The sequence below is a fragment of the Salipaludibacillus aurantiacus genome (assembly GCF_900111295.1).
GTDB lineage: Bacteria > Bacillota > Bacilli > Bacillales > Salisediminibacteriaceae > Salipaludibacillus > Salipaludibacillus aurantiacus.
The window spans coordinates 38,423-54,075 of record NZ_FOGT01000008.1 but is presented as its reverse complement, the minus strand read 5'-3'; the positions used below and the strand labels follow the sequence as shown (position 1 = coordinate 54,075).

At 36.4% G+C, this 15,653-nt stretch carries 14 protein-coding genes and 1 pseudogene; 4 read left to right on the top strand and 11 right to left on the bottom strand.

Annotation, left to right across the window (positions count from 1 at the left end):
- Positions 1-33: 33 nt before the first annotated feature.
- Complete coding sequence (locus tag BMW59_RS11150) at positions 34-1,314, bottom strand: MFS transporter (protein ID WP_093051818.1); 1,281 nt, start codon at positions 1,312-1,314, stop codon at positions 34-36.
- A 251-nt stretch (positions 1,315-1,565) separates the two neighbouring features.
- On the opposite strand from BMW59_RS11150, the gene BMW59_RS11145 reads away from it, so the two are divergent.
- From BMW59_RS11145 to BMW59_RS11135, 3 genes are all read left to right on the top strand, one after another.
- The gene (locus BMW59_RS11145) at positions 1,566-2,408 is read left to right on the top strand and encodes a protein-glutamine gamma-glutamyltransferase (protein WP_093051815.1); all 843 of its coding nucleotides are present in this window, start codon (positions 1,566-1,568) and stop codon (positions 2,406-2,408) included.
- A 193-nt stretch (positions 2,409-2,601) separates the two neighbouring features.
- Positions 2,602-2,823 (top strand): YjcZ family sporulation protein, encoded by a 222-nt coding sequence (locus tag BMW59_RS22360; protein ID WP_093051812.1) that lies wholly within the window; start codon positions 2,602-2,604, stop codon positions 2,821-2,823.
- Between the two features lie 231 nt (positions 2,824-3,054).
- Positions 3,055-3,693, top strand: coding sequence for a hypothetical protein (locus BMW59_RS11135; protein ID WP_093051809.1), 639 nt, complete (start codon positions 3,055-3,057; stop codon positions 3,691-3,693).
- Between the two features lie 301 nt (positions 3,694-3,994).
- Here BMW59_RS11135 and celB read toward each other — a convergent pair whose 3' ends face one another.
- The 5 genes from celB to BMW59_RS11110 all read right to left on the bottom strand — a co-directional run bounded on the left by celB (position 3,995) and on the right by BMW59_RS11110 (position 8,924).
- Complete coding sequence (celB, locus tag BMW59_RS11130; RefSeq protein WP_093051806.1) at positions 3,995-5,356, bottom strand: PTS cellobiose transporter subunit IIC; 1,362 nt, start codon at positions 5,354-5,356, stop codon at positions 3,995-3,997.
- A 19-nt stretch (positions 5,357-5,375) separates the two neighbouring features.
- The gene (locus BMW59_RS11125; RefSeq protein WP_093052187.1) at positions 5,376-5,876 is read right to left on the bottom strand and encodes a hypothetical protein; all 501 of its coding nucleotides are present in this window, start codon (positions 5,874-5,876) and stop codon (positions 5,376-5,378) included.
- A gap of 10 nt (positions 5,877-5,886) precedes the next feature.
- Positions 5,887-6,207, bottom strand: coding sequence for a PTS cellobiose transporter subunit IIA (locus BMW59_RS11120; RefSeq protein ID WP_093051803.1), 321 nt, complete (start codon positions 6,205-6,207; stop codon positions 5,887-5,889).
- A 124-nt stretch (positions 6,208-6,331) separates the two neighbouring features.
- Positions 6,332-6,655: a PTS cellobiose transporter subunit IIB gene (locus BMW59_RS11115; protein ID WP_093051800.1), complete on the bottom strand. Its 324-nt coding sequence runs from the start codon at positions 6,653-6,655 to the stop codon at positions 6,332-6,334.
- A 343-nt stretch (positions 6,656-6,998) separates the two neighbouring features.
- A complete protein-coding gene (locus BMW59_RS11110; RefSeq protein WP_093051797.1) occupies positions 6,999-8,924 on the bottom strand; it encodes a BglG family transcription antiterminator in 1,926 nt (641 codons plus the stop codon).
- Positions 8,925-9,700: 776 nt separating this feature from the next.
- Here BMW59_RS11110 and BMW59_RS11105 point away from each other — a divergent pair.
- Positions 9,701-10,090: a DUF948 domain-containing protein gene (locus BMW59_RS11105; RefSeq protein ID WP_093051794.1), complete on the top strand. Its 390-nt coding sequence runs from the start codon at positions 9,701-9,703 to the stop codon at positions 10,088-10,090.
- Positions 10,091-10,593: 503 nt separating this feature from the next.
- On the opposite strand, the gene drt5 is transcribed toward BMW59_RS11105, so the two are convergent.
- The 5 genes and pseudogenes from drt5 to BMW59_RS11080 all read right to left on the bottom strand — a co-directional run.
- Positions 10,594-12,357 (bottom strand): antiviral reverse transcriptase Drt5, encoded by a 1,764-nt coding sequence (drt5, locus tag BMW59_RS11100; protein WP_093051791.1) that lies wholly within the window; start codon positions 12,355-12,357, stop codon positions 10,594-10,596.
- Positions 12,358-12,807: 450 nt separating this feature from the next.
- Positions 12,808-13,332 carry a GrpB family protein gene (locus BMW59_RS11095; RefSeq protein WP_093051788.1) on the bottom strand — a complete coding sequence of 175 codons (525 nt, stop codon included), beginning with the start codon at positions 13,330-13,332 and terminating at the stop codon, positions 12,808-12,810.
- Between the two features lie 86 nt (positions 13,333-13,418).
- On the bottom strand, positions 13,419-13,781 hold the full coding sequence (locus tag BMW59_RS11090; protein ID WP_093051785.1) for a cupin domain-containing protein: 363 nt from the start codon (positions 13,779-13,781) through the stop codon (positions 13,419-13,421).
- 217 nt (positions 13,782-13,998) lie between these two features.
- Positions 13,999-15,060, bottom strand: a complete 1,062-nt coding sequence (locus tag BMW59_RS21750) for an IS3 family transposase (RefSeq protein ID WP_245733083.1) — start codon at positions 15,058-15,060, stop codon at positions 13,999-14,001.
- Positions 14,952-15,545 (bottom strand): annotated as a pseudogene (locus BMW59_RS11080) (transposase); the annotation flags it as partial. The pseudogene BMW59_RS11080 and the gene BMW59_RS21750, both read right to left, overlap by 109 nt.
- Positions 15,546-15,653: the final 108 nt, after the last annotated feature.

The following is a 15,653-nucleotide window of genomic DNA, read 5'->3' as shown; positions in this document are numbered from 1 at the left end:
TTCCCACGGCCGGTACCTTCGCATCCGGGATAGTTATTCCTCAGTCACTTTTTCGGTCGTTTTTTTATGTGTGACCTCCGTCCTCTTTTCCTTAATAGACATCACTCCAATTAAGCCGAACAGTGAGAAGATGACCGGCGTGAAGAAACCGAAGTAATACCCTTGAGCTATATTACCTGCCGTTGACTGAAAATGATCGAGTATATATCCAAAAATGCCCGGGAGCAGTACGGCACTTAGAAATCCGCCTGTGTTCGCAAACCCGGAGACCATGCCCGATTCTTTTACAGGAAAAGAGTGGCGAATCGCTGCGAACGTTAAAGAATTTGAACCAAATCCAAAGCCAATAAGAAAGAAAAGGATAACCAGCAAGTAAAATGGCGGATGGGCTTGAAACAAAAGAAAGGCCGACCATAACAATAGAACCGCAAAATGAAAAACCATATAAGGCCGTTTGATGGTGTTTAAACAGCTTGATATCCAGCCAATTAAAGGGGCGCCAATAAGTGCTCCAACGAGACTGATCATAATCAGCCGGCTTGCCTCTATACGTGTCATTCCATAGATTTCCATCCCGTACGGCACGGCCCACGACCCGATAAATCCGATATACCCTCCGACAAGCCCGAAGTGGCATAAGAATAATCCCCATGCTTGCCGATTCGAAAGCATTTTTCGCAGATTGAGCATCACAGGCACTCTCTCGTGCGGAACGGTGCTTGGCTTCACGACTGCCGATTGGTTTGATTTTTTTATGAGGACAAAATAAAGAAACACGCTGCATAGACATAATAGCAGGCCTGCTGAAAGAAAGGCCCCCCTCCAGCCAAGTATAACAATGAATACGGAGAAAGGAACGGTCGCCAAAAGAAACCCAAGGCTTCCAGTCATCCCCGCAAAACCGATTAACCGCGTAAATTCCTTTTCATTAAACCAGAGACTCAATATTAATATCATATTTACCCATATGGTCGCATCCCCTATTCCCGTTAGTATTCTGGCAAAGAACAGGACAGCTTCATGGGTGCCAAGACTGTAGATAATCGTGCCTGCCCCTGTTAGTGCCGTACCTGTAATAAGAAAAAAATTAGGTCCATAACGGTCCGCGAGGATCCCCATTGGAATCTGTAAACCCGTATATACGAGGAATTGGATACTTGTCACTAAACCAATCGTTGAAGCCGTGACACTGAAATCTGTCATCAGCTGGTCTGTAATTAATCCGGGAGCGGTTCGCTGGCTCGACATTATCAAATAAGTAAACAATACAGAAGCAAATATAACCCATCTGAACTTACTGTTTTGTTTGTCCAATTACATCTACTCCTGTCAGCTTTTACCTTATATATATGGGTTAAAGGGCACAGTAGATGTATTTTCTTAAGTGAAAACTTAAAGAAGCAGCCAGTAAATTCTGGTTGCCGGGGTTCCATACTATGAGGCATATACATAAATTCCAGTTCATAAAATTCATAGGGATGTTTTTTAGTTCCAACCAAAAAGGATAAAGCTTATGTCTAAAAGCAAGCGGAGGCATGAAAAGCAAGCTTGGAATGGAGGATTAAATGATACAAATATCAGGGGCCCCGTTTCAGCCAGATGAAAATTGGAAGCTTGACAGTATTGAAGAATCAATCATCCAGCATATGCTTCACGATCCGACCGTTTATTCTTATGCTTCAGCGGATGAATTATTGTTTGAAGTGAACATGCGAAAAAACATTATCAAAAGTTCTAAAGAGATGAGTGAAAGCGAAGCACAGTTTACGACTTTTGAATATGCTACTTGCAACCCCCGTTACTGGAATTTAACAGCCCAAGGAGGATTTCTTTTAAGAGACGATGTGCAACCTGCTGATGCCATTCTTGATATATACCGGAACAGTTCGCTCTATGCATTTGAATGTGCAACAGCTGCTGTCATTCTCTACTATCATGCAACTTTGAATAGTATTGGCAGAACCTTATTTAATTCATTGTTTCAAAACCTTTATCTTTATAGCTGGAACACTGATCCCGACCTTGGTATTGTTACTTTTTATTCCACTAATTATATCCCAGGTGATGTGGTTTATATCAACAACCCCGATTTTCATGATAATGCCCCTTGGTTCAGAGGCCTTAATGCTGTTCTCCTGAACGATGGCAGGTATTTCGGGCATGGATTTAATATAAGAACTAAAGAAGAAATCATTGATATTCTCAATGACCATAGAAATCCAGGCAGTCAGCAGTCAGCTTATATGACAAATCTAGTGACAAGGCCTTCATTTAACTCTTTAGCCAGTCTAGTCAGCCAGCAAAGAAGCTATAGAGCATATAAAATGTACTATCCGGTCATCCACCATAACGACTCTTCCATTTCTTATGTTAATTATTTATATTATCTCTCTAATGGAGTGTATTAAAAAAGTGAATCCAATGCCGAGTATAAAAGCTATTTCATACTCGGCATTATTTAGTGATAGGTCTTTTAAATATTAATTAGATACCTCGCCCTACCCATTATACTCACCCATTTTTCATATAGACGGGCTCCAATCCACTCGCCGGGAGTAAGATATAGGTATAAGCATACTAACAAAAAAAGGAAGTGTGAAGATGTATTCTAACGTAAATGCACAGCCGAATATCGGAGCAAATATTTCTCCAAATGTTCCCCCAAATATTGGTCCAATGCCGACAATGCCGACCTATACAGCCCCTGCTTTTGGTTATGGATATGAAGCACCTGCGTATCCGCGACATAATTTCACTATCATTGTCGTCCTCTTTATCTTATTAATCATTATTGGCGCAAGCTACACATCAAAAAAGTGTTAACCAATCCTCTATAAGTATTAAAGCTCCTGTACAGTACACACTTGTACAGGAGCTTTTTCAGGTCTAAAAAATGAAATAGTGCCAGCTAAAAAACATTTTCATACTTCTCATTTCAATCATTGTCCAGACCAAATCCCTGTCATACGCTATGAGGCATATACACAAATCCCAGTTCATAAAATGCATATGGATGGTTTTTCAGTTTTTACTCAGAGAGGATGAAGCTCATTCATGTCTAACAGTAATGTGACGCATGGTTATAATGAAGGCTACGGAAATATTAATAATTTCAAATCGCTGTTAGAGGAAAAAGGGTTTGTTGTGCAGGAAGGATTGCTTCGCTATGAAGATATATTGAAGCTATGCAGTTTAGGAATTATAGAGGATTGTTTTGGCAATCATGCCGGTGCTCCTTATGCACTTTACTTACTTCCGCCAGCTCCAAACCAGAACCCATCTAAAGGTCAGAGGCCTCCAAAAGGCTATGACCCTCAAAACCCTGATAATTATCCAGCCAATATAGCCTATTTATCACCTGGGGCTAACTTTAAGCTTCGCCCTGATGAAGCAATCGTGTTAGTTGGAAAGACTCCTCCGCCTGCCTATTATTTCAGTTTTAGAAGTTATATTAGTTTTGTCCAAAACAAACCAGAAAAAGATTACAGCGACTATCTTACAGTCGGCAATGAAGAAATTGGCGAGTATCACAGGCTTCTTAACAGCCTGGGCGATCACTTGTTGGCCCCGCCCACTTGGATGTCATTTGGGACCGCGCCCTCCTTTTTACTAAGAAAAAAGAGTCAAGCCGAGGTACCCGTAAAGGAAAAACTCACAGGAAAGATCTCGCAGACAATATCTCTATCAAAATAAGCAATAAGGAAATAAGACTGTAAAAATAAGAACTCGTTTATGGATTGACAATGTAAAAAAACACCGATGCGCACCGGACACTTTTCACCATTACAAAAAATGCCCCTCAAACGATCAGGTTTGAGGGCACATCTGAGTCTTAACTATTTTGGAAAACCTCAAGGTCAATGGTAAACTGAAGTTTATTTTACTCGCTATATTTAGACAATCCTTTCTGTGTACTTACAAAAAGGATTGTCAAATAGCGAGGTTTTTGTTCTAACTGAACTTTTTGACCGGAAATGAGACTGAACTTTAGCATTTAAAGAATAGCTTCACCCTCACCTTTTTCTTGCTTAACTAACTTCTTATCGTACATTTTAATGAATGGGAACCAAATGATAAATGCAATAATTGCAGAAAAGAATGCCATGAAAGCCGCCATTAAGCTTCCTCCTGTACTGATAAATGCGCCTATTCCTATCGGAGAAGGCCAAGGCATTTGTGCAATTACAGGTTCCATAATTTGCAGCCTAATAGCCCAATAAGCCAGGGATGCTGTTACCATTGGTGCTAAAAAGAACGGAATAGCCAGGAATGGATTATACACAATAGGCAATCCAAAAATCAGTGGTTCGTTAATATTAAAAACACCAGGAACAATAGATGCTTTTCCTAACACTTTTAATTGTTGTGATTTAGCTAAAAATGCAATGAATATAACTAAACCTAATGTTGCTCCGGAACCACCTATAATTACGAAAGCATTGTTAAATTCACCCGCAAGTGGAATATTTGCACCTTCCGCGTTGGCTTGCATATTGGAAAGTATAATTGGTGTTAAGAATCCGACCCAGATTACATTAAACCCATGGATACCTACAATCCAGAGTGCATGGATCAGGAAGTAAATAACTAGTACACCAAACCAAGTATCTGTTATATTAACAACAAATCCAAATGGAACAGCAATTACTTGAAATATATCTGTACCTAACGTAATGAGAATACCATTAATAAATAACACAACAATAGCAACTAAAAATGCTGGAACTAAAGCTGTGAATGATCTTGATACACCTTCAGGTACTGCTTCCGGCATTTTAATAATCCAGTTGCGTTTTACACACAGTCTGTATAGCTGTACAGCTATAACAGCCATAATAATAGCCGAGAATATTCCTGTAGAACCTAAGCGGCTCACACCGCTCCAAGTCATTTCCCACCCATTAATAATCGGGGCCCCATTATCCATTTGTTCAACCAGTGTGATTTGTCCATTGACAAAACCTAATTGAGGGATTGTCATAAACAAAGCAAACATGGATAATAATGCACCATTGATCGGGTTTAGATTTAAGCCTTCTTCTTCAGCATTTATTTTTGTATATTCATAGCCTACAACGAGACCAAAATACAATGCTAATATCCCCATGGTAGCCGAATTTGCCAACATATACAGATCACTGATTCTAAAAAACGTATTATTAAAAAAGCCTTCTAAGAATGTGAATGTCTGTGGCAATACGTTCAATACCAGAAACATGGAACCAACGATTACGAATGGAATGGAAGCCATCCCTGCAGCCATTATTGCACGTACAAAACGCCAAGATGAAATTGTGCTCAACGGTCCCATTAAATACTTTTCCATGAGACCAAATAGTTTGTTTTCTGATGCCATCCTACTCCCCCATTTCTATTTAATTAATAACCTCTTCATATTGCTTGATACGTTTATAATGCTTGTCTTCATTATGTTTAATCTTATTTAAACGTCTAAGAATTTGCGTGCTTAATAAAATTCCAGTCATCAATATAAAGAAGATCATAAGTTTAGATCTTGATTCATTTATAAGAAAAGGATAAAGTTGAGTGAAAGACGATGAAAAATAGACTGGTAAAAGGAGTATGACATTTGTCACGAGCAAGGTTTTATAACAGTACCTCGTATATTTAGCATCATTTGTATGATCGCTATACACTTTTACTTGTTCTGCAATACTGATTATTAAGACAACAAGTAAGATTAAAGGTAGAACAAATAATGCTGATTGACTCATGACTAATGAAACGAACCAGTATAGATTTGTAAAAAAGAACAAGGCTGAAGCATACCTCACCATTAAATACCGATTAAAGTACATTGATTTCAAACTTAATTCTTTTTTATTTTTTTCTATTGTCCTTCCATCGTTTTTCATAACTATTCCCTCACTTGTTTTCGACTTTTTCATAGAGATGTAACATCTCTGAAGCAATATCTTTCAGTGTCATAACAGTCATTAAGTGATCTTGTGCATGAACCATTATGATTTCCATGGTGATGGATTCACCAGAAGAATACTTCTGTAATAATTCTGTTTGCGATTTATGTGCTAACACTATTTCTTCATTCGCTTCTTCTAACTTGTTTTCAGCATTTTTGAATTCATTATTTTTCATCAGAGTAAATGCTTCGTGTATGATAGTTCTTGCTTGTCCGCTGTGCAAAATAATCTCAAACGCTACACTTTGAATTTGTTCCTGCTCCATAGGTATCTACAGCTCCTCTTTACTAGTTGTCAATTCTTATTTAAAAGTAGTTAGAGGGCTTAAACGCAAGGTCTAATCCCCCTAGTAAAAAATGTTCTCTTTATTGTGAATTAACCAAAATAAATCATTCTTCCGGAAGTTCTTGTAAAATGACGTTTGCTAATTTTTCAATTCCCATAGGAACAGGAATGTATGCTTGCGGCGGGATGTTGACAACCGGCTTACCAGCCCGGTCTCCAGTTTCTTTAAGTTTTTTATAGTGCATTTTTGTTTGCGGGCTGATTAAAAACAAATCAAACTCACTATCTTCTATCTTCTGTGTTCCTTCACTGGTAGAAACTGCGTCTACTTTAATATCTTTTCCTTTACTATCAAAATACTCCGTTGTCTTCTTAGCCATTAAAGAAGATGACATACCAGCTGCACAAATAATTAAAGCTTGTTTCATTTTAAATTCCTCCATTGTTCACTTATTTTTTAATAAACATTTCCTGTAGCCAGTTACCATGTGGTTAATTTCTATTGCTAAAATGTGTTCCTTATTTCTATATTTTTAATTTACTACGAAAGCGGTTTAGTTTGTAGAGAACTTTTTTCCGTTGTCAACGGAAAAAGACATAAACAGACACAAAAAGACACAAAAAAACAAATGGGTGCATTGAACAGCACTCCATTTGTTTTTTTGTGTCACGTGTGATTGACACCACTAATCAGCCTGCTTCAATTTCAGATAAAAACATACCTGCACCCCATTCCTAAAAAATTAAAGAACAGAGATTTGAGATGATTCACTACTCCACACTCTTTATGACACTTTTTAAGTGATCATACATTTTGCATTGTAAAAAACTGGTCACTTTGTTCCGATCATCCAGTAGCTGCATCAGTGAATTATACATTGGTTTTAAGTTTTCTTTATTGTTTTTGGCAATATTCAATAAGACAACGATTTGAACGGGCTTATCTATCCATAGAACCGGTTTTTTTAATGTCATAATCGACCAGAATGTCTCCTCAGTCTGGGGGTCAAGGGGGTGAGGAATAGCTACCAGGTTTCCAAAACTTGTTGGTGAATAATTCTCCCGTTTTAGTACTGAATCCACATAGGTATGATCTACTTCGTCAGCCTCCGTTAACTTCTCACATATATATTTAATGACATCTTCATAGTTTTGAAAATCCATATTTAAATAGGTGTACTTTTCCCGCAAATAGGTTTCAACAACGAAATTTTCCTGTACTACTATTTTTTCTATATTCATTATATCGTTATCGCTCAGGATAGTACTCACTGTTTTAACAGGAACCGGCATTTCCTCACGAATTGGAATCGTACTAATAATAAAATCAATGTTATGAAGAGATTGATTTAATAAATTATGATATTCTGTAGTTCCCATAATGTTTAGCTGATTTCCAAATGTGGTCTGCAGTTTATACTTCAGAAGTTGAGCACTGCCCAATCCTGATGCACAAACAATTAAACATCGGGGAATACGGTCCGTATTTTTCTTTTGCCGCTCCTGAGCTACTTCTATATGGAGTGCTAAATAACCAACCTCATTTTCATCTATTTTAATATTTAATTTCTCCAATAATACTTCCTTACCTATTAAAGCAGCTTCAAATGAAAGTGGATACCTTGCTTTAATATCTTCTAACATTGGATTTCTTATGTTCATATTGTATTTATAACGGTTTATAGCTGGCTTTAAGTGTAAACTTAATCCTGATAGCAAATCTTCGTCTTGTTGTAACTGAAGGTTAAACTTCTCATCAATTCTCTTTACCATTTCGGTGACGCTATCTGTGATTTTGTCATCAATCAGCGATTTGACCTCTTCATTTTTAATGTTGGAATTGGCTAATTTTGTACCTTGTAAATGAATGGTTATATAAGCAACTTCATATTTTGAAAACTCAACCTTCAGACTGGACTCTATATCCCTGACAATCTCCATTGCAACCTTATATTTATCCTTTTTTTCCAATTCTTTCATTTCACTTTGAACCATTTGTATAACATTATCTTCACGGATCCGCTTACAAGCTATGGCAATATGGGTAATTAAATTTTGTAAACTTATATCTGAAATGATCGTTTTATGATCCCGCAATTTTGCTAATGTAATATTTTGGATGGTCTTTACCTCTTCTTGAGGCAAAATCTCAAGCCAATCTTCAGAGCTGCCTGCGAAGTTGGATTTTTGATTAAAAATGTATTCTGAGATACAGAAGCGTATTTGTACTTCATTTCCCATTACTCTTATACCATGATGAGGTTTCTGTTCTATATTCAAATCATACTTTTTTAAAATTGTGCGAATGGTTTTTAACTCGTTTTGCAGGGTTGACCGACTAATATACAGTGTTTGCGCTAAATCCTCTACTTTTATATAATCTGAACTGAATAACAGCCTCTCCATCAAAAAACGTACGCGTTCTTCATGTTTAGATGGGATATCTTCACGATTTATTTCACTGTGATTTTCAAGAAAATCCTCGATCGTTTTTTCATTATCAGCAATAAGCTGGTAACCCTTCCCGCGGTAAGATTCTATACGGGCATCTATTTCCTTTAGTTCCTGATTTAATACTTTAATATCATTCCTTACCGTCTTAGAACTAACCAGTAAACTGGCTGCAAGTTCTGAACTTGTAATCGGTTCCTTTGCGTCCTGTAGTTTTTTAATAATGTTTTGCAACCGAGTATCCACAGAGATCCTCCCTTTATAAATTAAAGTGTGATTTGAATTTTATTGTTTTCTGATCCCTCGTTGTTTAAATATAAAAAACTGCAGGACGCCCCTATTCAGGGGCTCCTGCTTATTTTTTAACTATCTGCGAGACGCACTCCACATTTGTTGAGTACAGGTCGCGAACAAAATTATTATAGGTAGTGGTGTTTGCCTAGACAGTGTAACAGATATCCGCAAGAGGATGTCTGTTTTCTTTAATTTTACTTTTAATAATAATTATCTTCCAAAAGTCTAGAAGAAATTAATTACACCATAGTTAGCGGAGTTCTTCACTTTGTCTATACAATGAGCTACAAGCACGGGTTGTAAATGCTCAGCTTACTTTTTTAATTTCCTTTTCACAATAAATAGTGGAACTATCTCAGTATTGATGGAAAGGCATTTATTGAATCAAAGAAATCCTCTACTTCAAACAAATTCTTAATTTCACCCTTAATATAAAAACCATACACCAAATTTGTATACTCATCAATTTAGTAGCCACTTTAATATGTTTTTCCACTGTTCACAACCCCCAATAAAACTCCTATTAAACTGTTGTCTAAAGTCCATGTAAACAAATACTTTACTTGTCAGATATGCCCTGCTTACCAAAGAGATTATTTATATAGTAATTCACAGTAAATGTTAATATTGAGTAGAAAAAATGATCATTTTTATACTAATAAGTGTTGTGATAAGGAATGTCCGAACCTCCACCCTCATAGACTGAGTGAAGAAGGGAGGTGGTCTAAATGATTGCGTGGAGTGTTGGCATTGCAGCTGTTGCATTTGTTTTTCTCGTCGTTTTTTTGGTTTTGACATTACGAAAACTAATGGCAACACTGGCTGAAACAAAGGAGACGCTATCAGACGCCAGGGAATCTGTAAACAGCATTACAGATGAGGCAGAGGAGCTAATACATGAAGCCAACAAAATTTCAGTGGATGTAAAAGGAAAAATGGAATCTGTTGATCCATTAGTTGATTCGGTTCGTGATATGGGGGAGATGCTGCACAGTGCAACAAGTTCAATGAAACGAACTGCTTTAGAAAAAGAAAACCGAAAAACCATTCATACACAGGAGACAGATGATACGCAGGATAAAAAGAAGGTCCGTCCGGTCCGAATTAAATTGAAGTAAGTAGAAAAATTATATATGCCCCCACACTGATAAAGCAATAATGCTATGAGTACTGGCACTTTTCCACATTTTAAAACTAAAAAAGTGTCAGACCCTTCTTAACTACAGGATCTGACACCTTTTGTCGTTCCATTATAGTTTACACATTACTCTTCAATCTCGACTACTCTTGTATTATTACCTCCTCAAGTCTTACACTTTCCTACTTTTTATTTTTTCACTAACCATGAGACACACTCCACATGTGAGAACTGCTGGTCGCAGACAAATTAAGAAGATGTAGTGGTGTTTACTTATTCTACATTCAGACAGTCTTTTCATTAAGCTGTCTGTTTTTGTTTAAATTTATCTAATTCAAATCACACACTACTACTTGTTGAATAGTGGTTCGTTTGTTCATAAGGCTAGGAGATAAATGAAACATTCCAAATCGGAATTGGAAACCACGTTTTTAACCTTCCATACTGTAAGCTTGTTGGATTCGAGCTTACACTGTTTTAAATCTAGAATGGTAAATCATCGTCGTTAATATCATTTGGTTTTACAACGTTCACAAAAGGGTCATTAGCATATCCAATGTTTTCTTCTTCTTCGATTTCCTTGTTTTGGTCCTCGCTTCCAAGCAGGTCGAAAAACTCATCCACTCTATTATTATTTTCAAAGAAGTTAACTCTTTCACGACCATCTGAAAAAATATTTGAAATCTTTTCTTCATCCAAAGTTTTTAAGACCTTTATATAAATCTCCATCATTGGATTAGACCTTGCAACGTAATCGTATGTTTGATTACGATTACTTATTTCATGGCTGATTAAACCTACGAGAGAACTAATTACCATTTCAGGAGCGCTTCCTCGAGCCACCTTCTTCTTAAGTTCTAATAATCCAAAACTATTTTCTTGCACTTCTAAAATAACACACTTTACAGCACTAGTTGAGGAACCATGATTATAAATATTTAATAACAGGTCAGCAATAGACTCGTTTATATTAGTAAAATCAACTATTATTTTTGTTAACCAAAAAAGTTGGTATTCATGAATTAGATTTTGTTCATTTATGTATTTTTTAATAGTAGTTATTACTTCACTATCAAGGTACATAAAATTTCTGTTAATATTATGATAGAGGTTTTTTGTTAGGTGCGGAGCTTTCTCGATTACTAGTTCCACTAGTTCAATCGTTTCCTCTTCGTTAGTTGATAGTAAATTAAGAATTAATTCCATGTCGTCTTCTTGAAGTGTCCTAGCATCATGGAGCTTTTCCTTCAAATAAGTCTCTTGTTTTACAGTTAATTCAGGCTTTACATCATGCAAATCACCTGTATATGAGTCGACTACTGTAGCTCTTTTTTGAAGAAGCTCTTTTTTAATCTCTTCAATTTCTCTAATAACATCTTCCTCAGTTTTTAATATTTGTGATTTCTCTTCATTTAAAGATAAACCTTTTTCACCAATAAGTTGTTGAATTTTAATCACATCATTACGAATAATGTGTTCATCATCAGAAAACAAGAAGATATCATCCATAAAGCGTGCCATATATTCTGATTTTAGTTCTCTAGACTTCTCAATAAAAGTTAAGAAAGAATTTCCTATAATTTTAGTTGGAATTAACCCCTGAGGTACACAACTGGTGCTTCTCCCAAAGTTTATATCCCTTAGGAAAGAACCTAGTTTTTGGGATTCCCTTTGGTTTATAAGCCTTGAAATATAACTTACTAAGTCATGATGATAAATATTATTAAAACAATTAGCAATGTCTAATTTTGCCATATAGTTATATTTTGATTTCTTTTCATAAATATCTTCTTTAAACAATTGGTACTCTTCTCCATTAGAAACTAATTTTCCGTCCTTAAAATAATATCCATAACTTTTTCTATTCTCTAGGGAATGTCTCTTAAAATAAGCCTTGTTCCTATATACAAAATCATATAAAAATATTTGAGAGATAGGGTCTAACAAGAATGTCTGTCTTAAATGGTTTAAATCTTTCGAAGCATAGACCAAGGGTTGGACTAAGAAGGAATTATTAAACTTTTTATCTATTATATTAATGTGTTTTTGACCTATAATGTTTTTAACCTCTTGATACTTATCTTTCTCTAGAATTGATTGTAGCCAATTTTTTTCAAAAATATTGTCGTTGATAAACTTTTTTATTTCTCCTAGACCAAACGTACTTAATACTCTCATCGAGTTTATAGGGAATAAAGTCCTGAAATGGTCTTTATCAATGAATTCGAATAAAGAATTTTCTTGCATAACTTACTATTCCTCCTCGTTAGTACTTAATATTTATACCAAATTCTCAATTAAAATGTGAAATGGCTGAAGAAAGATAAGATAATAAAGTTCCTATTCCTTTTTATTGGGATATACTGTATATTTTATCATATTAATAATGCCCAAAAGAAAGAATATAAGACAATAACAATATAGCCTCCAGTACTATTTGAGATAATAAATCAATTTGTTAGAAAGAAAATAGAAAATAAAGAACAAAAGGAACTGAATAAGTCCCTAAGTAGTTCCGATATTGTGGAGAAAATATTAAATAACAGTTAAAATATCAAGTAAAATCGCACTTACTTTAACACCATTAATAACAGTACAAAAAGCATCCAAAAAAACGCTTGGGATTAAATGCCCAAGCGTCCCGTTTTTTATATCGTCTTCTTCAACTAAAGCTCTCCGTTTGTTGAAGAAGAATGTTTATAATTTACTTAGTATATCATCAACAAACTTCTTCTTTTCATCGGTGTAGGTACGTTCATCCTTAGGATATTTTAATGCCAAACTCTTTTTTAATGCTTCATATTCTCTTGCTTTATCAGGATTATCATTCAAATAATCTCTAAAAAAAGTATGCTCTTTCCACCATGTTCCGTTATGTTCAACTATGTGCATGATATGTGTCTTAGTTAGGTTTTCTAAGTTAGAGAATTTAGCAAAAACTACTTTTCCTTCAAGACGCACTTTCGATAAATGGTAATATCCATTTTCTTTTAAACTCTCTTTATCGAATTTCTCAACTTTATCTAAAGACTCCACTCCAACGAGTATGTCGATAATAGGTTTAGCTTTAATACCTTCAATAGCTGTACTTCCAAAATGTTGAATATCTTTTATGTTTTCTCCAATGATGGATTGTAACATTTCTTTCTCTTCGGCAAATAGATCTTTCCAGTTTGACGAATGAGTTACCAACTTGACTTCTCCTTTATTTACCCCTAACATTCAAGCCCCTCCCTAATAACATTCTATTCTTTAACAAAAGTGTACTGCGCTGGTTTAGTAAGGCTCCCGTTCCTGGAAGTGTGAATTTAGGTCAACTCTTTCTGAGGCATGAAATCAGATGGATTTAGTTCTTCTGATTCTATTACTATTGCAGTAAGCCCTGAATTAGTGAAAGTTTCGTGTCCTTCACCTTCATCCCAATAGACAGCATCACCTGCTTTAACACTTATTTCTGACATATCATCATTCCGTACCCAGCCTTCACCAGTAACAATAATAAGTAATTGAGGAACTACCGTTTTATGAAAGCCAATAATTCCGTCAGGCTCTAAATACATGCAACTAATTTGAGCAGCTGATTCCGTTTTTGTTATTCGAGACATTATAAAATTAGAGTTAAAATGAGTGACTTTTTTTCCAATTTCATTATCGAACCTATAAAGTTGCATATTATAATCCTCCTTGCAATAGACCATTGTTTTTACGAACTCTTGTATTACTAAACTCCTTCATATACCAAGTCACTCTCTTATGGTAATATTTAGAATATTAGAATAACAGCCTGAAATTTCATGGAAAATTATGCTATAATATAACTAAGAAAAAAGGCAGCGATAAACCATGAACAGCCCCCGTCAAGTAGACCGTGGAAATAATAAAAATGTATTAAGCGGCCTTAGCTCTGTATTCACAGGGGCTGAGGCCGTTTAGTTTTTCCTGGTAACGATCATGGTTATAAAACTGTATGTAATCATAAATATCTTTTTGTAGTTCTTCGAAAGACTGGTACGAACCAAGCCTGTACTTCTCGCATTTTAATTTACCCCAGAACGACTCCATTGGGCCCTTATCAATACAACGCCCAACACGGGACATGCTTTGCTTCATTTTTGCCTTATCGACCATTCTCTTAAAGTGGCGGGAGGTATATTGAAAACCTCGGTCACTGTGGATCAAAGCCTTTGAGTTAGGTGCTGCCTTCAGAGCTTTTCTTAGTGTTTTAAATACAAGATCATTGTTGTTCGATTTCCCCAGTACATAAGAGATCACGCTGCCATCATGGAGGTCCATAATAGCACTAAGGTAAGCCTTGCGGTTACCATACTTCATTTCCGTCACGTCCGTTACCCACTTCTCGTTGGGCCGGTCTGCCTGGAACTCGCGATTCAGTACATTTTCGGCTGTGTGAAGAGGAGAAGAGTATTTATAACGCCGTTTCTTACGACGAATGATAGACAAGAGGTTGGCCCTTTTCATGAGACGCAGAATACGTTTATGATTCAACGGCTCCTTAAAAATCCGGTTCATCGACATTGTCATTCTCCGATAGCCGTAAATCCCTTTCAACTTACGTTGAAGAAGGGTGATCTCGCTCATCACCCTCTGATTTAATTTCTCTCTGACTGAAGGTCTTCGTTTCCTCCACTTGTAATAGCCCTGCCTGGAAACTTCCGCAATGTCACAGAGTAACTGGACAGACAGATTTTCTTCTGTGCTTAGTTCAGATATGGCAGTGAACCGATCATGGTACCGGGTTTCACTCAGTACCGCCTCCTTTCGATCTCCTCCAACTTTTTTAAGAACGCATTCTCCGCGCGAAGACGCTCGTTCTCCCTTTTCAGCTTCTTCATTTCCTTTTCTTCTTTTGTCAGCTCTTCTTCCGTTCTTTGCTTTCCTCGATTGTCCTGAAGTGCTTCTTCGCCACCTTGAAGGTACTTTCTTACCCAGCTGTAAATCTGTGCGTATGAAACCTTGTGGACCTCCATTGATCTGGCATAGTCTTTCCCGTGAGCCAGACAGTCTTTAACGATTTCCACCTTTTCCTCGAAACAAACATTCTTTCCCTTGGTCATAGAGCGACTCAATCCCTTCCTGTCGTCTTTAAGTGCTTTATGACCATTATAAAGCTCGACCCAACCCATGAGAACGTTTCTGGTTGAGATCCCATATTTCCTTGTAACTTCACTTTGCGAAAATCCGCCGGAAAGATAGTCATGAACGGCAGCCTGTTTCAGTTCGGCTGAGTAAGATTTATGATTTTTTATCGGTTCAAGACCAGCAGCGCCGGACTCTTCATACAAGAGCCTCCATTTTTTGAGAGTACTTACATTCAGATCATATTTTCTGGCAACCTCCTTAGGCTGGAGATCCCCATCGTTGTATTCAGCGATAATCCTAAGCTTTTCTAATGCAGTAAAGTTTTTTCTGGACACAAAAACTCCCCCAAAGGTAAACAGATTTTGTTTATTTCATCTGTCTACCTTTAGGGGAGCATATCACCATTTATCGCTGCCTTTTTTGTATGTATGCTTTATTTAAGA